Here is a 20,095-nt window from a genome sequence, read left to right as displayed (position 1 = left end):
ATCAGGCTGTCCTATCGGATGAAGTTCCTCACGACGGCGGAGCCTTTCAGCGTCACCACCTGGTTGTTCGGCATGCTCGTCAGCGGGAACGTCTTGACCGTCAGCACGACCTCCAACAACTCCGACGAGTCGTAATCGACGGCGATGACGTCGTTCTGCTCGTTGAATTGGAAGCGATACGTGACGAATATGTTCCCTTCCGGAATCGGTTCGCCGAACCGGGAGTTGAACTCAACGTAGCCTGCTCTGAACTGCGGCTGGACGATCGCCGAGATCAAGTTGTTGGGATCGTAGAACGACGGGTCGTGGATTGCAGGCGGCGCCGGGATGCCAATGCCGGCGTAGTCCGGATCGGGCTGATCGACGTAATTGATGAAGTACTCGTTCGGTCCGACGGGGCGCTGCGTCGTTCTCACGTAGCGAATCAGACGACCGTAGTTCGGGCCTGCGCCTTGATCCGGGCCGATCACGACCTCGGAGCCGGGTTGCACGTAGGCGCGCCTGAACCCGGACCCGCCCGTCGCGTACGGCGTCTTGTTCAGTGGGCTGGGCGTGCCGTCGGACTGTGGAACCGTTCCGAGCAGGACGAACCGTTTCACGTAACGGGATCGGTCCAGCCCGGGCATCAGAATCGCCCAGTCCCGCCAAAGTTTGCCGAAGCGTTCGTTGATCTTCGTGTAATCGGTCCACGCCCCGACTGAGAACATCGGATCGTTCGGCGTGACCGCGAGGCCCGTTCCGATTCCAACCGGGCTCCCGCCGAACGGATCGACGGTCGGCACGTTCTCGTTGTATCCGACGCCAAGCTGCCCTACTTCGCGGATATCGAAACTGGCGATGACGCGACCGGCCCTGGCGTTCGGGAACACGGGCACGAAGAGATCCGGCACGGCAGGCTCGACGATCGTCAGCCACGCGCTGCGGGCGTTCGCGGCGTCGACTGCGGCCGAGAATCCGCCCGGCAGACCGGACTCCAAAAACCGATTGTAGAGCGAGTAGTCGAAGACCTCAAGTCCGCCTGCGAGATCGCTCACGCCGGACGTCGGGTCGTACGCATAGAGGCTGAAGCCGAGCACGTTACCGGCGAGGTCGAGCCGCGGGCGGCCGACCATGTACGGCGTGTTCAGAGCGCGTCCGCCGGAACCCCAGGAGCGCCTGACCTGGCCTGCCGTCCGCTGGCCAGCTCCGTACCCCCAGGCCGTCGGATAGTCGCTGGGCCATATGCGCATCAGGAGGTTTGACCAAGCACCGTACTCCGTTCGGTACGTGTCAGCCCCGAGCTTCACTGCGTTGTCGGTCTCTTCGCCGACCCTGGCGGACACTTCACCCAGCGCTGCTTCGCTCGCGACCCGAGTCGGCTGGATTCTGATCAGCGGCGTGACGCGCGGCACGTTGTTGTCGTAGAACGCTTTGCCGTTTCGCCGATCATATTCGACGTTGATCATGTCGTACCGGCTCACTTCCGTTACGATCGTGGCGTTCTGGGTCCAGTACTGAACCAGCTTAGCCTTATCCTCTCCGACAGGTGTCAGGTTCGGCTGCCTGGGACCAATCGAAGGGTCGTAGTCGACGCCCGGCATCATCGTGAAGAACGCCGGATCGTCATAAATCGGGTCGCGGCTCAGGTCGGCGGGATCGGACGGGACGAAGGCGCGCGTATTGACCTCGAATCGGTTGTTGGCCGTCGAGAACACGAACGGCTGCACCTCGCCGCGGTACAGCACAAAGAGGTTGTCGCGGTCCGAGTTCCGCTTCATGAGCAGTCCGTCGTAAGGGTTGTTGTACGATTCGGCGCGGTCGGGCAGTCCGTCCCTGTCCGTGTCGGACAGCGGCCTCGCTAGGCCGATGAAGTACCGCACCATCGTGAGGCCGCGCGCCACGGGCAGGTTCACCTGTCCGATCGGCGTCGGCGTGGTCGGGTCTTCCATTCCGGTCCCTGGGTTGATGTACGCCCCGCTCGGTCCGCGCAGCGGTTCGCCGAGGGCCGCCCTGTAGAAGTCCAGCTTCGTTGCGCTCATCAGCAAGGTCTCAGGAAAACCGTCAGAACCGGGAACGACGACGTACTGAGACCCGCGCGTACCGCTGTTGTCCCGCACTGCTACCGCGTTGCCGATCTCCTTCTCCATCATCGAGATCACGTCGGAAGCGCGACGTTGGGCATTCGCGTACCCTTGCGCCGCCCGCGTGATGTTGAAGCTGTGGATCATCGGGATCGCGATGATCGTGAGCAGCATCGTTGAAATCGCCATGACGACGATCAGCTCGATCAGCGTGAAAGCTCTTCGACGGTACATCATCCTACTTGGCACCGCCCACTGCAAAACTATCCGTCTTCATGCGGCGCCAGCTTCTCATCCAGACCTCGAGCCTCCTGAAGTTCGCCTCGGGGTCGGTGCCTAGAACAAAGCTGGCCGGATTCCAAAGAACGCGAACGGTCATGGACGCGCCCCGCACTCGCCGGACCGCGTATCCGCGCGAATAATCGAACACCGCTCCCGGCGCTCGCGCCGAAAGGTCGGCGTACGCGAGCTGCGTCCCGCCGACGTTCTGGATACCGTCGATCTGAAACTCCTGATCACGGAAAACGCGCGGCCCGAAGCCCTGGTTGTACCAAATCTCTCCGACCAGCACCTTGTGGCCGCGATCGGCCAGCGGGAAGTACAGCCTGTCGGGGTCGCCGATCGGGACGTTGCCGGCGTCGAGCCGGGAAGCGCCGATATAGCACTCGGCGATCTGCAGGCCGTTGCTGGCGAGAAGCCCTGTGATCCTATACTCGCTGGCGGCCTTGTACGGCTGCACCGCCCACTCTCCGCGCGCGAGATACAGGGCGCGGAGGGCGCGGCCACCGATGTCCGCCACGAACACAGGCGCACTCCACGGGAACAGCGGGTCGTTGGTCGGGAAGCTCATGTACGCGCTCAGGCCGTTGCCCGTGCTGGGATCGACGATCCCGTCCACATCGCGGAACGTGATGAAGCCGTTCGTCTTGTCGACGTAGTAGCCGCTTTCGTTGGCGCCCGTCGACGTGTGGTTGCCGAGCACTACTGCGCCGGTCGTCAGGTCGACGACTACAAAGTCGTCGTCGCGGACGGTCACCGAAGCGCCGCTCGGGTCGAGCACCGGAACGGCCAGGCCGATCCCGGTGTGCTGACGGCCGTCGGGGCCGGGCGAGGTCAGCGACTTGATGCTGGGGCGCAGAAGCTTGAGCGAGTACGGCGCTCCGCGCGGCGCTCTGAACTCATCCCGCAGGATGCGCCAGTCGAAAACCGTGTAGTCGAGGTTCACCTGAAGCGGCTTCAGTTGGCCGCGCTCGTTCCTCACCTTGAACTGGAACGCCCTCGGATTGACGAGGATCGAGCCGAGGTTCGAGCTCACCACCTTGTACTCGTACGGGTTTGATGGGTTGAACGCGTTCGCAACCGGAATCTCGCTGAACAGGCGCTGAACCCGCAGGGAGTTCGCATCGACGCCCAAGTAGTTGCCGGGCGCGTACAGGTTTCGACCGTAAATGTCCACCTGACCGATCAGCTCCGGCACGGAGATCACGATGTAGTTGCCCGCCATGCCGGCAAACGGCGGAAGGGCCGCCGGATCTAGCAGAACAGTGATGATCGTGCTGTACTCATCGGTGTTGCCACCGCTGTCGTAGAAAAAACTAAGCTGGAAGCGAAGGTCGATGACCGACAAGCCCGATACCCATATCTGGTCGAAACCAGGGAACGGATCGCCGGAATCGGTAAGGCTCGCGGGAACGAAGTAGAAGCGCGTGGACGAGGGCGTCCTGAACGTCGAGGGTATGCCTCGCAACCGGTTGCCCGTTCTGCGCGAGAACCTATTGCCGTACGCCTGCAGCACACCGGGCTCACCGACGCCGTTGGGCGTCGGGAAGAAGTAGAACGGCGCGAACATCATATCGATGATCGAACCGTACAGAGAAGAGCCCACCTGGCGCGGAGAGGTCACCGGATGCGACTCGCCGAAAACCCGCGAGAACCTGTTCGAGCCGCTGATCTTCTCCCAGGAGCCGATATTGTCGACGCCGCCGTTCAGGAAGATGTCGCCGTTCTGATCGAGGAATCCCGGCGCCGGGTCAGGGTCCTTGTCGGCCATCAGCTCTGAGAAGGGACGGTTCGGGTCTAAGATGATAAAGCTTCCGGCGTTCGTGGTCACATACGTAACCGGCGCGATGTACTCTGGCAATTGCCCCGGCTTGGCTTGCATCCTCTGGACTTCAGCTCTGCCTATGGCTGCAGCAGCCTGCACGCCGCCCGTGTGGCGCAGCGCGGTCAGGCCTGGCGGGAAAATCTGGATCATCGCCAGAATGCCGACGAGGAACACGACGATAACCGTCAGTGTCTCGATCAGGGTTGAGCCGTGTCGCCTGCTGGTCCGCTTCATTTCGCTGTCCGGGAGCCTTGCCGTTGCGATGCGCGTCGCGGGGCGGTTAAGGGGTGACCCTCCACGACCTGTCGTGAACGTCGCGCGAACTGAACGACTTGGCGGAGCCGCCGACGAACAGCATGATGTCTCGGTTTCCGTTCTTCGGCGTCCCGCCCTCCCAGGACCTAAAATACGTGTTCCAAGTAATGACCGTATCGTCCGGCGGATTCGCGTAGCCCATCTGGCGCGGGTCGTCGACCAGGTCGCCGTTCTGCTGCAGCGCGAACTTGGTCCAGAAAAGCGTGTACCTCAACTCGATCCGAATGCCGCCGTCGAGCAACGGCACGTCGGTCACGTCGTATCCGCTGACGCGGTAGAACTGCGCCGCCACCAGCGGGTCGCCCGTGACCCCACCGCCAGGAAGGACGAATCCGTCCAGCGGGCCGTACGCCTGCCTCGCGTCTTCATGGTCGTCGGCGCCGTCGATCAATCCGTCGCCGTTGAAGTCGCCGATCGGCGCCGTGCCGGGCTTGCGAGAATCCTGGTTCGGATAGACGGCAATCGTTATCTCCAGCGAGTTGTACCGATTGTAAGCGGGCTTGAAAGTGGAGAGCGAACCGACTCGGCTCTTGTACAAATAGCTGTTGATCTGGTTGGCGGGAATCGGATTGCCCGCGTTCGGCCCCGTCATGTAGTACGAGACGTACCCGAGCAGCGCCGGCGGATAAGCACCGTGATCGACGTAGTAGAGCTGCACCGCCGAGCGCAGGGTGTTCATCGACGATATGTCCTCGTGCCGATACGCGGAGTCCTTCGCCCGCCCAAAAACAGGCACGATTATTGCGGCCAGTATCGCGATGATCGCGATGACCACGAGCAGCTCAATCAGGGTAAATCCAACCCGTCGCCTCATATGTCGTCACTCCGGTGCAAATACATTGACTTTGATCCACTCCAACATGTTCCATTCTTTTTTACTCGATGCCCATGAAAGCCATGTACCGGCTCCACAGCGCCCAGAGCGGGCTGGCGGCCAACATGACGATCAACGCCCCTGCCGCCAAGTACGGCCCGAATGGAATCATCGTCAATTCTACTACAGGATCCTCCTCAAACTCCTCATATGCGTAGGGGTTTTCGCCGAACCACCATTCGTACACCTTCGGGAACGCCAGCCCAACCACGTCCATGGCCAAGAGGTAGCCCACTCCGCACTTGGCCAGCGAGCCTATAGACTCGACGAAGATAAAGTCCGGCGCCTCGCCGTTTTCCAGAATCTCCTTGCACCCGGTCCGTATGGAATCCAGCTCCTCCATCCGAGCTTTCGCCTCGGATCGAACCCTTTTTGCAAGCTCAGAGCCTGACAACGACGGTTCGTCAACCAAATGGCTTGGAACGTTAACGCCTATCACCGCTAGGGCCGCGGCCACAAATCCCCGGTCTGTCATCGGTTCGTCGACGGTCAGTTTGAAGCTGAAGTCTGAATCGTCCTTGGCCTGGGCGATCTTTTGACTCTGGTCTGCTAGTACGGTGACCGACGAAATCGAACGGTCGCCGGATGTGCGCAGCCCTATTCCGATCGAGTCCAAGGCGCGATTAGCCGTTTCAATCTGCTCCTCGACCGCCGCTCGGTCAACCCCTTCGCCGACGGTCACACTGATCGCACGGTCTGGAAGAAGTCCCAGCAGCTTGGCCGCAGCCTCCAAGTCTCCCTCCTTCATGGCGTTCTCGAACCCCTTCAGCAACGTGAAAAGCCATGCGGACAAATCTCCGTTGAACCGACACTCGAAGGCGTCGTCGCTGAGAAATATGGCGACGTCCTGATTCGCGCCGAAACAGCCAGCGAGCTCCTTCATGCCGCTGAGAGAGCCCTGCAACCGTCTTCGCTGAAGCCAGGTCACGCCGCTAGAGCCTTCAAGCAACTGGTTGATCCGCGACTCGGCTTTCGACAGCGAGCTTTGGGCGGCGTTTGAATTCTTGTTCAGCTTCTCGAGTCTCAGTTGTCGCATCAGCCGCAAGAGCTGTGCGTCGCCGATCGTGTTGACAAGGACCTCGCGCCCACCGTCGCGATGCCTAAGGCGCCGGACCAGCAGAATCACTACCCCGATGACCGCTCCAAGCACGATCGCGACCGCAAAGCTCATCACTGCAGCACCTGGCAGGAGAACGGCGCCGATCCCACGCGCCATCTTGATGTCGCCGTGCCCCATCGCGTCCTTGCGGAACAGCAGCCTGCCCAAGAAGGCGATTCCCCAAAGAACGCCCCATCCGAACAGCGCGCCGACAAGGCTGCTGGGGACGCCCCACATCCAACCGCTCGGTTCACGGAGCACTATCAGCGCGACATTGAGCCCGAAGCCGAGGAACAGGAGAAAGGCGTTGATCTGATCGGGAATGATGTAATGGGCTAAATCGGTGAAGATCGCGGCGACGAGCGCGGCCGCGAACAGCGCGTATGCGATCGCGTGCGCCGCCCCCAGACTTACGGAGACGCGGTCTGGGTTGAGGACGTCCGTCGCGACTACTAGGTGCTGGTACCAAATGATCGCCCAGAGCGAAGCGACGCACAGCTCGACCCAAAAGTATCGGGACGAGACCTTGGCTTTGCAGTGTCTGCACCGCCCGCGCAGGAACAGCCAGCTCAACAGCGGGACGAGGTCCAGCGCCGTCAAGCGGTGGTCGCAGGACGGACAGAAGCTGTGCGCTGGGTTGGACAGGGAAATCCCTCTTGGCAGTCGGTAGATGACAACGTTGACGAACGATCCGATAAACGCTCCGATACCGAACCCTGCCACCCAAGTCCAATCAGGAAACATCTGCAGCTATCCTCCACCAAGCGCAAGAAACCGCGGACCCGACATACAGCGAGGCCCGGCGAGATTTTCCGCGCCGAGCCTCAAGACGGAGTTCGCGGGTCCTACGTTTCGGAGAACCCGTCCATTGACATATGTTCAATGATCTTGATCAGCGGCAGGAACATTGAGATAACGATGAACCCTACGATGAAGCCAAGGATCACGATCATGATCGGCTCGAGCGCAGCGGTGAGCGACTGGAGGGTCGCCTCGACCTCGGACTCGTAAAAGTCCGCGATCTTCTGTAGCATGAAGTCGAGCGAGCCCGACTCTTCTCCGACCCCGATCATGTGCACGACCATGGGCGGGAACATCTTTGAATCTTCGAGCGGGTCGCCGATGCGGTCTCCCTCTCTGATCCTTGCGCGCGCATCCAGCACTGCGTCGGCCATGATCGAGTTGCCGACTACGCCCGATACCGTTTCCATCGCCTGCAAGATCGGCACGCCCGAAGTGAGCAGCGTTCCCATCGTTCGGCTGAACCGCGCCAGGCAAACTTTCTGGTGCAGTTTGCCGAATACGGGCACGTGCAGTTTGATTCGATCCGCTACCCGGCGGCCAAAGCGAGTGCCTGTGAACAGCTTCCAGGCGACAATCACTGCCCCGATCACCAGCAGGATCATAATGCCGTTGTGTCGAATGTTGTCCGAAAGGTTGACGAGGAACTGAGTGGGTTTCGGGAAGTCCTCTGGTTTCAAACCGATTTCCTCGAACAGCTGGGCGAACTCGGGAACGATCCTAATGACCAGGAACCCCACGATTAGGATAGCTGCGATCAGCACCAAAACCGGATAGGTCATGGCGGCCTTTATCTTTCGGCGAAGCTCGACGTCCTTTTCCAGGAACGTTGACAGTCGTTGCAACGACTCCTCGAGGACGCCACCGACTTCGCCGGCCCGGATGAGACCGATAAACAGGTTGTTGAACGTTCTAGGGTGTCGCTGCATGCCTCGCGAAAGGCTCTCGCCACCCTCGACTCTTTCGCCGATGTCGAGCAGGATCTTCTTCAGCTTTGGATCCTCCGTCTGGCGCCCGAGCACATCAAGGCATCGCACAAGCGACACGCCGGCGTCGACCATCGTGGAGAACTGACGGCAGAACACCGAGAGATGCGTAAGCCTGACTTTGCCAAAGCCGCGCGATACCGCCCTGCCGCGCTTCTTGATCATCGTGACTTCGATGATCTCGAGGCCTTGCTCTTCGAACCGCTTCCTCAGTCTGTCTTCGCTTTCTGCTTCTGTGGTGCCTTTCTGAGTCGCACCGTTCGGATCTTTGAATGTGTAGCTGTAAACGGGCATTTTCTATACCTACCTGTTCGGTCTGGCGCTCGTGCCGCCGAGGTCGATCATCTTCGACAGTTCTTTCTGGTTCATACAACGCAGCATAGCCTCTTCCAAAGTGATGAGGCCCTTCATGTACATGTTGCGCAGGCACTGATCCATCGACATCATCCCGGCTGCGGCGCTGGTCTGAATAATGGACGGAATCTGGTGCGTTTTGTTCTCTCTGATGAGGTTCCGGATCGCCGGCGTTGCGACCATGATCTCCATAGCTGGGATTCGGCCGGGGCCGCTGGCCCTGGGAAGCAGCTGCTGCGCGCAGACCGCGACGAGGTTGTTCGACAGCTGAACGCGGATCTGCTCCTGCTGCCCCGGAGGGAACACGTCGATAATTCGGTCGATCGACTCTGCGGCGTTGTTCGTGTGCAGGGTCGCGAAAACCAAGTGGCCGGTCTCTGCCGCCGTAATGGCCAGGGCGATGGTCTCGGTGTCGCGCATCTCACCGACCAGGATCACATCCGGGTCTTCGCGCAAGCACGCCCGCAGCGCATTTGAAAACTTCTTCGTGTCGGTCCCCAGCTCTCTCTGATTGATGATGCACAGCCTGTGCGAGTGCAGATACTCGATCGGATCCTCAATCGTGATGATGTGGAGCGCCCTAGTCGCGTTGACGTGGTTGATCATCGCCGCGAGGCTGGTGGACTTGCCAGAACCGGTCGGGCCGGTCACCAGCACCAATCCGCGCGGCCTCTCGGAAAGCTGGTCGAGGATCGCTGGCAAGTTCAGCTCGCGCACTGTCGGAATGCGGTTGGAGATCAGGCGGAACGCTCCGGCGATCGATCCGCGCTCGCGGTACATGTTGACGCGGAACCGCGCGCGGTGCGGCAACTGGTACGAGAAGTCCAGCTCGAGCGTCGTCTCAAACTGCTGGATCTGCGCATCCGCGATGATCTCGTACATCATGCGCTGCGACTGCTGCGGCGTGAATTTTTCGTAGTTCAGCCTCTTTAGAGCGCCGTCTTCGCGAATCACCGGCTCGCTGTCAACGCAGATGTGCAGGTCGGAGCAACTTCGGTCGACGATGACGTTGAGCAGTTCATCGATGTGAAGATCCTCTAAGGTCTTCGGCTTGCCTACGCTGCCCGTAACCTTTGGCGGAGCTACGTCTTTCTTCTCGGCCTCCGCTGCGACGTTCTCGCCTACCGGCGGAGGACTTGGGGTCAACTGCGATTCTTTTTCCATACTCGTCTGCCTTTCCAATTCGTTCGAACCGCAGGATACCTAGCTAACAGTATCGGCAAGGTGCCGCCAGGGACCGAGCCGATGACTGGTTTTAGTAGCCGGCGGTGAATACGACGCGCATAACCTCTGCGGGGTCAGTCACGCCAGCGAGAACCTTCTCCAGGCCGTCCTCTCGCAATTCGTGCATGCCTGCCACCTTGGCTGCGGCCTTGATGTCGGCAACCGATCCGCGCCGCACGATCAGCTCTGCGATCTCCTGGTTCATGACCATCAGCTCGTGCAGACCAGTACGACCTCTGTAACCGGTCATCCTGTTGTCCTCGTGGGCGATACCCCTGAACAGCTCGACCTCTTCTTCGGGGTCGGTCACTTCGAATCCGAATCTGCGCAGATCAATCGCCTTGGCCGTATACGCCTCACGGTGCTCTAGGTCGATTTTTCTTCCGAGACGTTGCGCCAGCACGCCGATCACCGTCGCCGAGATCAGGTACGGCTCAACGCCCATATCGATCATGCGCGTCGTGGCAGACGGCGCATCGTTCGTGTGCAGCGTCGAGAGCACGAGGTGGCCGGTCAGCGAGGCCTCGATGGCGATCTCAGCGGTTTCCAAGTCGCGCATCTCGCCGATCATGATGATGTCGGGGTCCTGTCGCAGGAAGGATCGCAGACCAGTGGCGAACGTCAGACCTGCCTTCTTGTTGATCTGGACCTGAGCGAGTCCGTTGAGCTGATACTCAATCGGATCTTCGATCGTGATGATGTTGACCTCGACGGTGTTCAGCTTGTGCAGAACCGAGTACTGCGTCGTCGTCTTTCCGGAGCCGGTCGGCCCCGTACAGAGGAACATACCGTTAGGCTGGCTGACGAGCTCCTCGATTCTGGCCATCGTCTCAGCCGTGAAGCCGAGCTTCTGAAGACCGACCATGGCGTTGCCTTTGTCGAGGATTCGCATGACGACCTTTTCGCCGTATGGACAAGGAATCGAGCTGACGCGAAGGTCGTACTCGTTGCCTTGGTGCCGGACCTCCATGCGACCGTCCTGAGGAACCCTGCGCTCGGCGATGTTCATGTCCGCCATGATCTTAAAGCGCGAAATCAGCGGGGCCTGCAGGTTCTTCGGAACCGTCATCGCCTCCATCAAAACGCCGTCGATGCGGTAGCGGACCCGCACATGGCGCTCTTGCGGCTCGACGTGGACGTCGGACGCACCGTCGACGACGCCTTGCTGGATCAGCGCGTTCGCCAGTTTAATGATCGGTGCCTGTTCGGCGAGCTGCTCTGCGGTAGCGTCATCCGGAAGCGACGAGTCGTCAACATCGCGACCCACCTGTGCCGCAGCGATCACGCCGCGCATATCGGAGACGAGCTCGCGCTGATCACCGGTAACCCCTTCATCCGTCATCGGGGAGCCGTTGGCCGTGCTGTAATGTTTCCGGATCGCGTCCTCGATCGCCCCCGGCACCGCAACGGCGGGCCTGACGCGACAACCGCTCGCCAAACGGACGTCGTCGAGCGCGGGTATGTCCTGCGGGTTGGCCATCGCGAGCCACAAGGTCGTGTCCTTCTTGCGGATCGGGATCACGCCGTGCAGCTTGACGATGCGCTCCGGCACGATGTTGATCGCTGATGAATCGATCTTCAGGCGGTCCAGATCGACGAATTGGTGCCCTGCTTCTTGTGCCGTCGCCTGCAAGACCTCTCGCTCGCCGACGTGACCGAGATCGATCAGAATTCGACCGAGGTCTGTGTTGCCGGTCTGCCGCTGAACCTTCAGGGCTTCTTCGTGCTGTTCTTTTGTCAGGTGGCCCTTCTCCATCAGGAAGTTGGCCATCGGTACCCGTTTCAATGCCATAAACGCTTTATCCTCAGTCAGTCCACGCGGAGAGGTCCGCAAGAAAACAGTAGCACGGGCCAGCTATCGAAGTGCCGGTGCTTTTGCAATTGACTCATTTTAGAACTATTTTTCGCCAAATCGTAATTTGTAGCACCCTTTTTTCTGCTGGGAGGCGGAATCTGGCCTTTAACCCCGCACATTTTCAGGTATTCCAGCCCTGAGTTGTTACGGAGCGAGCTAACCGCAAAGGTCGATGCCGTCATCGAAGGTCTGAAGGCAGATGGAAGCCTGCCGGGTGCAGAGTATCCCAAGGCTGAAATTAGTGACACCAAATCTCCAGAGCACGGCGACTTCGCCTGCAACTTCGCGATGGCCGCTGCGAAGACCGCGCGAATGAACCCGAGAGCGCTCGGAGAGATGATCGCCGGTGCGCTTTCGCACGACGCCGACCTCAGCAAGGTGGAAGTCGCCGGCCCCGGTTTCATCAACCTCACGCTCTCTGAGCGTATGACGGCTCGAGCGCTCGATTTCGTTCTGTCCGGCGGGGCGTCGTTTTTCCACAGGGCCGCGGCTAAGCCGCTCAAGATCAACGTCGAGTTCGTGTCGGTGAACCCGAACGGCCCAATCACGGTCGGCTCGGGTCGAGGGGCGGCGTACGGCTCGACGCTCTGCAACGTGCTCGAAGCCGTCGGCCACACCGTCCACCGCGAGTACTACATCAACGACGGGATCAACAGCGAGCAGATGCGGCTGTTCGCGCTGTCCGTGAAGGCTCTCTCGGAGGGAAAGAAGGTTCCCGATGATGGCTACAAGGGCGATTACGTTCAAGAGGTCTCAGCTAGTCTATCCGACCAATACGACGTATGCGACCTATCACTAGGCGAGTTCCAGACACACAGCCAACGTTTGATGATAGATTCGCAGCGAGGCGACTTACAGGCCTTCGGCGTCGAGTTCGACACATGGTTCAGCGAGCAGTCATTGCATGACAGCGGTGCAGTGGACGACGGCATTCGCAACCTGCTCAAGAAGAAAGTTGCAGACGAGCAGACGTTTCGCACGAAGGTCGCGGTCGGCAAGAACGACGAAATCAAAGACGTCACCCGCGAACCCCAGAATGGCGACGAACAAGCCCCCTCCCCCCTGGGGGAGGACGAAGGAGGGGGTGCGGAAGGTAAGCCGGACACCCTCTCCCCAACCCTCTCCCACCGGAGAGGGAGTTCGAGCGATCCGACCGCGAGTGTAGAGTCAGACGCAAGTCAAGAGTCAGGCGACAGCCAAGAGTCAGGCGAAGCCAATAGCCCAGGGACAGCAACGCTCTGGTTGCGCTCAACCAAGTTTGGCGACGACATGGACCGGGTGCTGCGCCGGTCCGACGGACGCCTGACCTACATCGCCAGCGACATCGCGTACCACAAGGACAAATTCAACCGGCCGGAGGGGTGCGACAAGCTGATCACGGTGCTCGGCCCGGACCACCACGGATACATCAGCAGGCTCCATGCGGTAGTCGCGGCCATGCTGATGCAGCCCAGCCCAGCAAAGTCCGAGACGTTCGACGAGCACGACGCCATGATCTGGTCCGACAAGAGCGAAAAGCAGGACTGCCTCGACGCGCGCGACGAAGCGAACCAAAAGCTGGACGTTCTGATCTTCCAGCTCGTCCGGTTTCTGAAGGACGGCGTCGCAGCCCCGATGCGCAAGCGCGACGGCAACATCTATGCGCTCATCGACCTAATCAACGAAATCGGAGAGCACGTACAACCGGATGGTTCGGACGAGGATAAGCAGAGGGTCGGCAGGGACGTCGCACGGTTTTTCTACTTGATGCGGCACCACGACACGACGTTCGACTTCGACCTCGATCTGGCCGAAAAGCAGAGCGACGAAAACCCGGTTTTCTACGTCCAGTACGCCCACGCACGCATCTGCAGCTTAATCGCCAAGGCTGCCGAGGCAGGGATCAAGAGCCCTCTCCTCCATTCTTGCGACAGCGAAATGGAGGAGGGGGTTAGGGGTGGAGGCCCGAACCTCGAATTGCTTCGGGACCCGAAGGAAAAGGCGCTCATTTTGAAGCTGCAGGACCTCGGATACGAAGTCGAGAGGTGCGCTGAGGACTATGCCGTGAACCGGTTGACGACGTACGCCACCGAACTCGCGCGAACCTACCACCACTTCTACGACGCTTGCCGAGTGATTCAGCCTGAGGAGCCTGAACTCAGTCAGGCTAGGCTCGCCCTCTGCCAGGCGACGGCGACCGGGTTGAAGGCGGTTTTCGGCCTGCTCGGCATCAGCGCGCCCAAGCGGATGGACCGTTAGAGCTTCTTCAGCAGAGTCAATCGGCCGATCGGCACCCATTCAGCGACCAAAATATCGTCGCCGTTGACCCAGATCGCGGCGTGCGGGTGGATGAACTTGCCCGGAATGAAGTCCTCTCGCGGCTTCCCACGCAGGTTCGTCGGATGGCCGTCTCCGAGGGCTGCAACCACTTGGTTATCCGCCCCAAGAATCGTGACGATGCTCGATAGGTCGGGCACGAGCATCAGGTCTTTGTTGAAGTGGACGTGGCACGGCAGACGCATGCCCTCCGTAATAAACCGGTCGTGCTTGCCATCCAAGGTGAAGTACTGAAGCCGCCGGTTCGAGCGGTCAGCCACGACGAGCATCGGCTCGTCGCCTCGCTCGTCCACCCAGAGTCCGTGTGGGCAGGAGACCTTCCCCGCGTCCGAACCCGGCCCGCAGAACAGGCTGACGTACTCGCCGTCCTTGGTGTACCGGTGGATGTAGCTCGATCCGTACCCGTCGCCCAAGAAGAAGTCGCCGTTGGGGGCGAACGCGACGTTCGTCGGCCGCCACTGGCCCTCGTTCTCATAGACTTCGGGCTCGGTCGGCATGCCTTGTTCCCAGACCACGTCTCCCGTCAGGTTCGTTTTCACGATCAGCCTGCGGTTGATATCACAGTGGTACAGGTACTCGTCGGATCCTTCCTTGCGGATGTCGAGCCCGTGCGCCCCGCCGGCGAATTCCGCGCCGAACGACTTCACGAACTTGCCTTTCTCGTCGAAGACCACGACGGCGTCTTTGCTCACGCTCGCACCGTTGACGGTGTGAGCGACGTAGATCCAACCGTTCGAGTCTTGAACCAAACCGTGGGTGTCGCCCCACTTGAGGTTCGCCGGGGGCTGGAGCCAGTCGTGATACACCTCGTAGGTGTGCTCGCCAGAGCCGATCACCGGCCTTTTCTGCAGGCCGCGCGAAAGCGCGCCCGCTGCCCCGCCCAAGGCCAAAGCGCCAGCACCGATCGCGCCTGCCTTGAGAACGTCTCTTCGTGTCAGTTTCATTTCGCTCGCGTCCGGCAATTATACGGTGTCCGCCCAGGCGCGCGGAACTTTGATGCGGTTTGACACGCTATGATCCTTGTAATGCGCTGGGAAACTCTAGTAGGAACAGCCATCGGTGCGGCGGGCGGTTTCGGCTATCACCTGCTGATGAAAGCGATCAGTTCCGGCTGAATCAGTTGTCGTGAGCCGGTGGTACCGGTTCTTGGTGGCGCCATTCTCGGGTTGATCGCCGTGCTAACCTCTAAGCGGTGAATCTCGACCCCGTCGCCGTTTACGTCCACACGCCGTTCTGCCCCAGCAAGTGCGGCTACTGCGACTTCAATTCCTTTGCGCTTGATGGTGAGATCATTGAGCGGACTGTCGCTGCGACCGTTTCTGAAATTGAGAGAAGCTACTGGCGAGGGCGACCAGCGAAGACGATCTTCTTCGGCGGCGGAACGCCGACTTTCCTCTCTGCCGAACAGCTATGCCGATTGCTTCGCACCGTGATCGAAGCTCATCCGCCGGTTGCCGGTGCGGAGATTACGAGCGAGGCGAATCCCGGCACGGTGGACGCGGAGAAGTTCTCGGCGATGCGCGCGGCGGGCTTCAACCGGCTGAGCCTTGGCGCGCAGAGTTTTCAATCGGGTGAGCTGATCCAACTTGGCCGCGTTCACGAAGCGAGCGATATCGCCCGCGCGGTGCAAGCCGCGCGGCAGGCCGGGTTCGATAATCTGAATCTAGACCTGATGTTTGCTCTGCCCGGTCAGTCTCCGCGCACTTGGGAACAGAACTTGAAGACGGCCCTTGCGCTCCGGCCGGATCACCTTTCCCTCTACTGCTTGACCATCGAGCCGAACACGCGGTTTCACCGTTACGCTCAGCGCGGGCTGCTAGATCTGCCGGACGACGAGTCGCAGGTGCAGATGTACGATTCTGCTTGCTCTTTGGCAGAGAAAGCGGGCTTCCGGCAGTACGAGATCAGCAACTTCTGCAGGCCGGGTTTCGAGTGCGAGCACAACCTGTGCTACTGGCACGAGGAGGAGTATCTCGGCTACGGCCCTGGAGCGGTCGGGTGTTTTGCTTCTTCCGATGACGGACGCACGCGGTACACGAACCAGAAGCACCCGGAGCGGTACTGCGACGCGCTCGAAGGCGCGATCGATATGTGGTGCGACAGCGAGGTCTTGGACGCCGATACGCTGGCTTTCGAGCGCTGGATGCTCGGCATCCGCCTGAACGAAGGAGTACCTGTTGAGGGCTTGAGTCTCGACCACTCCGCTCTTGAAAAGTTTCTCGACACCGGCTGGATCGAGGAACGCGACGGCTCGGTGTTCCTGACCGCGGAAGGCCGGCATTTCTGCACCGAGATCACCGTCGCCGCCTGGCGCGAATTGGCTCTCAGACCGTAGGACTCCCCAACCCCAGGCCGAACTCGGATCATCTCGCCCGGCCCGGAGGCGCTGTATAATCAAAATGTGGCACACGTAGCTGCCGATAGTTTACGGGGGGTCTTGGGGGCGTCGTACGAGTACGCCTTCACGGACGCCGCCGACTTGCGGTCCTATAAACACTCTCGGCGCACGGTATTGAAGTGGAGAGACGAAAATACGCTCGCTTGCCTCTGTCTGGCATCGGTCATCGGGACGTTCCTCATGGACCTGTTTTTCGGATGGGGTGCGCCGCTCGGCTTTGCCATTGGTGCAGTTTTATTCGGTCTACTGCCAGAAGTTCGAAGAATCGTTGGTTCCCTCGACCAAATCAAATTTACATTGCAGTCCGATTGGATCGGCCTTAAGGAGAGGCACCGGACGAAGTGGCTGTACGAACTGCCTTTCACTGTCATAATCCGAGCTAAGCGGGTCAAATCTATCGAGTGGCTTGACGAGGGGTGTCTCGTGAGACGAAAGTGGTCGATGCTTCCGCCTATCTACATCGACTGCAGGCTTCTGGCACAGCCCGACGCAATCGAGTCGATTTGCCACTGGGCGGAGCAAAACCGTATTGCAATGACTGGAACGGTGCCGGTGGTCACATGAGCACCCAGATCATGGTGCGACCGCTAGCAACAGAGTTTTGACATGACCGCGAGCTATCCGAATCTAGACAGAGTCCTGAAAGGAATTATTGTTGCCGATTACTTTTCATACCTTCGAAAACTAGATCAATGGATTTGGGCAATTGGGATGGTCGCACTCACGATGTTCTTGGTTGATGGGTCGTACGGGCTGGCGATTCTTGCGCTAGCCACGACATTCGTGTTGTCGCATTTGGCCGAAGGAATTCGTCTAAAGGACTTCAGCTTTGCAGCTTCGATTTCGGAAGGCATGAAAGAGGTTATGCCCAGACGGATGCGTTCGTGGTTAAAGAAGGGCAAGCTGCAGGCGATGCTAAGCAAAGATATCATGAATGTTCTAGAGGAGTGCTCGAAGGCGTCGTGGGAAGTTCAGATCTCTCATACGGAGGCAAAAATGTTGAAACCAGGAGCTTCGCCGTCTTACTTGAAGGCGCAGTTCGAGGCTTTCAAAGTTGCCGATGTCTTGATGCGACGGACGTTGTCTGCAGTCCAGCGATCACTAACATTTCAGACCGAACCGAGCGACGCCGAGATTAACCAACTAAATGACTTGCGCGATGATTTGCATTTACTGGAAAGAGAGTCGCGTACCCTTTCCGACATGAGCGAAAGGGCAGAAGACTCTGCTGACCTGCAAGACAGTCTGGAGCACTTTCGGGCGTTGAAAGATGCAATCGAAGAAGTCAAGACCGACACTGATTCAGGTTAGCGACGGCCTGGAATTGTGGTGCGGGTCTCCAGACCTGCACGGGCGCATTTGATATCCTGCGGCAAATACCGTCCCCTCAACCGCGCTCCTTCGATCCGCTCAGGATGACGGTTGAGGGGACTACTTCTAGCTCTCGATCCTTTCCTTCGTCTCCGCTCAGGACGACAGCTCGCCCTCCCGTTCTAGAGTAAGTATCTGGCAGGCGCACGGCCTGCCCTACGGGTCAGACCGTGGCACCCTTCAACCGACACCCTCGCCCCTCGGCCGTCAACCCAAAAGACGAATGGCGCGATAGCCCGTGAGTAGCCGGCTGGCGGATTGTGCTTCGCTCCTTGGCGTCGACTGAGCAACGCCCTCCATGTCCGAAACGATGTATAGTTGGTCTTATCACGCGAGGAAAGCGACGTGAAATGGCCGACAGCTATCCCAATCTCGAGAAGTCGCTAAAGGGAATTGTCCTAGCAAACACAATCTACGAATTCCGCCGGATTGAGACATGGGCAGGTATTGCCGGGATTGTCGTTGCTTTACTTGTTTCCGATCTGACATTGCTCGGGCGAGTTATTTTGGCGGTGGTATTGGGGGCCGGCCTTAGACACGTCTTCACTTGTATTCGAATCAAGAGTTTCGGATTGCAGGAACTGCTCGCGGATAGTCTGAAACACAAGCTGCCCGAAAGAATGAAGCTGCTGCTGAAAAAACGGCAGCTGGTTTCCAAAATAGGTGAAGAAGCCACTGCGCTGCTCGACCGGTGCGCAGAGGCGGCGAACGTGCCGCTAGCGCTTCACACCGAAGCAAGAATGTTTAGAGCAGGTGCATCGCGCGCCTACTTGAAGGCACAGCGCGAGGCCGCGAGCGCCTCCGACGCCCTAATGCGCCGCGCCCTCTTTACCGTACGACGCCCGATCCATCTTGGCATGACGACCAGTGAAGACGAGATCGCAAATCTGACGAGACTTCGAGATGGCTTGCGGTCTTTGGAGGCCGAGTCTCGTGCTCTCTCCGACCTGAGCGAGAAGGCCGAAGACTCTGCTGACCTGCAAGACAGTCTGGAGCAATTTCGGGCGTTGAAGGATGCAATCGAAGAAGTCAAGACTGACTCAGAAGATTCAGGTTAGCAACGGGCCAAAATTGTGGTGCGTGTCTCCGGACCTGCGCGTGTGATTTCGATATTCTGCGACGAATGCCGTCTCCTCAACCGCGCTCCTTCGATCCGCTCAGGATGACGGTCGAGGAGACTAGCTCTGACTCTCGATCCTTTCCTTCGTCTCCGCTCGGGACAGGCTCGCTCAGGATGACGGTCGAGGAGACGGCCGAGTTCTGTAGAACCGAGTACCAAGTTCCATGTACCTCGCACCTCGCACCTTCCATCACTGAAACTGCTTCATGTCCGAACTGTGGCCGGGGAACAGCCTTGCGCTTGGGTCGATGAGCCGCTTTGCAACGCAGACGGCCGTGGTCACCTCGCCGACGCCGGTCGCGATCAATTTGATCTTGTTGTCGAACGTGCAGACGTCGCCGACGGCGAACACCCCCGGCAGGCTGGTCTGATACATCCCATCGACCTTGATCTGGCGCTTCACGATCTCCATGCCCCACTCTTCGAGCGGACCGAGCGACGACTTGAAGCCAAGGTTGACCGTGACGGCGTCGCAGTCGTACCGCTTTGTCTCTTCGCTCTTAGAGTTCTCAACCGTTATTGCGTCGAGGCGGCCGTCACCGTGAAGCTCGACGACCGTCTCGAAAAGGCAGAACTCGACGTCGGTCTCGCGGACCGCTTTGATCGTCTCTTCGTGCGCTCGGAACACGTCGCGCCGGTGGACGAGCTTGATCGACTTCGCGATCGGATGGAGGTTGAGCGCCCAGTCGAACGCGCTGTCTCCGCCGCCGACAACGATGACGCGCTTATCGCGATACGCTTCCTTGTCCATCACGCCGTAAGCCAGTCCCTTGTCGACGAAATCCTCTTCGTTGTCAACGCCGAGCTTCGTCGGCGAGAACGCGCCAGGGCCGGCTGACACGATGACCGTGCGTGTAGGATATGACTCGCCCGAAGAGCCTTGAATCGTCCAGCCATCATCGTCTTTGGTAATCGCGGAGGCCGTCTCGTTCAGCACGATTGCGGGATCGAACCGCATGGCTTGTTCCGCCATCTCACGTGCCAGGTCTTTGGCGAGAACCTCGGGAAAACCCGGCATGTCGTAGACGTACTTCTCGGGATAGAGCGCCGTAAGCTGGCCGCCTAGCGCGGGCAGGCTGTCGATGATGCGCACGCTCATCCCGCGCATTCCTGCGTAGAACGCCCCGAACAGCCCCACCGGCCCGCCGCCTATGATCGTTACGTCGACTCGATCCATTGGCAGGAAGTGTATCCGGTATACGGGAATAGTCCCGAGTC

General features: G+C 59.7%; 15 protein-coding genes. 5 read left to right on the top strand and 10 right to left on the bottom strand.

Annotated features, from left to right (window positions below; all coding sequences use genetic code 11):
- Window positions 1-11 precede the first annotated feature (11 nt).
- From IH944_08990 to tadA, 7 genes are all read right to left on the bottom strand, one after another.
- Window positions 12-2,297: a prepilin-type N-terminal cleavage/methylation domain-containing protein gene (locus IH944_08990; GenBank protein ID MCH7904683.1), complete on the bottom strand. Its 2,286-nt coding sequence runs from the start codon at window positions 2,295-2,297 to the stop codon at window positions 12-14.
- A gap of 1 nt (window position 2,298) precedes the next feature.
- Window positions 2,299-4,398 (bottom strand): hypothetical protein, encoded by a 2,100-nt coding sequence (locus IH944_08985; protein ID MCH7904682.1) that lies wholly within the window; start codon window positions 4,396-4,398, stop codon window positions 2,299-2,301.
- Between the two features lie 46 nt (window positions 4,399-4,444).
- Window positions 4,445-5,293 (bottom strand): prepilin-type N-terminal cleavage/methylation domain-containing protein, encoded by an 849-nt coding sequence (locus IH944_08980; protein MCH7904681.1) that lies wholly within the window; start codon window positions 5,291-5,293, stop codon window positions 4,445-4,447.
- A 61-nt stretch (window positions 5,294-5,354) separates the two neighbouring features.
- Window positions 5,355-7,196, bottom strand: coding sequence for a prepilin peptidase (locus IH944_08975; GenBank protein ID MCH7904680.1), 1,842 nt, complete (start codon window positions 7,194-7,196; stop codon window positions 5,355-5,357).
- Between the two features lie 101 nt (window positions 7,197-7,297).
- A complete protein-coding gene (locus IH944_08970) occupies window positions 7,298-8,533 on the bottom strand; it encodes a type II secretion system F family protein (protein ID MCH7904679.1) in 1,236 nt (411 codons plus the stop codon).
- A gap of 9 nt (window positions 8,534-8,542) precedes the next feature.
- Window positions 8,543-9,757 (bottom strand): type IV pilus twitching motility protein PilT, encoded by a 1,215-nt coding sequence (locus tag IH944_08965; GenBank protein MCH7904678.1) that lies wholly within the window; start codon window positions 9,755-9,757, stop codon window positions 8,543-8,545.
- A gap of 91 nt (window positions 9,758-9,848) precedes the next feature.
- A complete protein-coding gene (gene tadA / locus IH944_08960; GenBank protein ID MCH7904677.1) occupies window positions 9,849-11,609 on the bottom strand; it encodes a Flp pilus assembly complex ATPase component TadA in 1,761 nt (586 codons plus the stop codon).
- Between the two features lie 204 nt (window positions 11,610-11,813).
- Here tadA and IH944_08955 point away from each other — a divergent pair, with 204 nt between their 5' ends.
- A complete protein-coding gene (locus tag IH944_08955; protein ID MCH7904676.1) occupies window positions 11,814-13,910 on the top strand; it encodes an arginine--tRNA ligase in 2,097 nt (698 codons plus the stop codon).
- Here the strand turns inward: IH944_08955 and IH944_08950 are convergent.
- The gene (locus tag IH944_08950) at window positions 13,907-14,932 is read right to left on the bottom strand and encodes a twin-arginine translocation signal domain-containing protein (GenBank protein MCH7904675.1); all 1,026 of its coding nucleotides are present in this window, start codon (window positions 14,930-14,932) and stop codon (window positions 13,907-13,909) included. The genes IH944_08955 and IH944_08950 overlap by 4 nt on opposite strands.
- A gap of 248 nt (window positions 14,933-15,180) precedes the next feature.
- Between IH944_08950 and hemW the strand changes: the two genes are divergently transcribed.
- The 4 genes from hemW (at window position 15,181) to IH944_08930 (ending at window position 18,815) form a co-directional block, all read left to right on the top strand.
- A complete protein-coding gene (gene hemW / locus IH944_08945; protein ID MCH7904674.1) occupies window positions 15,181-16,323 on the top strand; it encodes a radical SAM family heme chaperone HemW in 1,143 nt (380 codons plus the stop codon).
- Window positions 16,324-16,389: 66 nt separating this feature from the next.
- Entirely contained in the window at window positions 16,390-16,950 is a 561-nt protein-coding gene (locus IH944_08940) for a hypothetical protein (protein MCH7904673.1), read from the top strand.
- Window positions 16,951-16,992: 42 nt separating this feature from the next.
- Window positions 16,993-17,697, top strand: a complete 705-nt coding sequence (locus IH944_08935) for a hypothetical protein (GenBank protein ID MCH7904672.1) — start codon at window positions 16,993-16,995, stop codon at window positions 17,695-17,697.
- A 410-nt stretch (window positions 17,698-18,107) separates the two neighbouring features.
- Entirely contained in the window at window positions 18,108-18,815 is a 708-nt protein-coding gene (locus IH944_08930) for a hypothetical protein (protein MCH7904671.1), read from the top strand.
- A gap of 76 nt (window positions 18,816-18,891) precedes the next feature.
- Here the strand turns inward: IH944_08930 and IH944_08925 are convergent, their stop codons facing one another.
- Both IH944_08925 and IH944_08920 read right to left on the bottom strand, forming a co-directional pair.
- The gene (locus tag IH944_08925) at window positions 18,892-19,068 is read right to left on the bottom strand and encodes a hypothetical protein (GenBank protein ID MCH7904670.1); all 177 of its coding nucleotides are present in this window, start codon (window positions 19,066-19,068) and stop codon (window positions 18,892-18,894) included.
- On the bottom strand, window positions 19,068-20,054 hold the full coding sequence (locus IH944_08920) for an NAD(P)/FAD-dependent oxidoreductase (GenBank protein MCH7904669.1): 987 nt from the start codon (window positions 20,052-20,054) through the stop codon (window positions 19,068-19,070). Before IH944_08920 ends, IH944_08925 begins: the two co-directional genes overlap by 1 nt.
- Window positions 20,055-20,095: the final 41 nt, after the last annotated feature.

It is taken from the genome of Armatimonadota bacterium (assembly GCA_022563855.1).
Taxonomy (GTDB): Bacteria; Armatimonadota; Fimbriimonadia; order Fimbriimonadales; family Fimbriimonadaceae; genus JADFMN01.
This window is presented reverse-complemented; position numbering and strand designations above follow the sequence as displayed.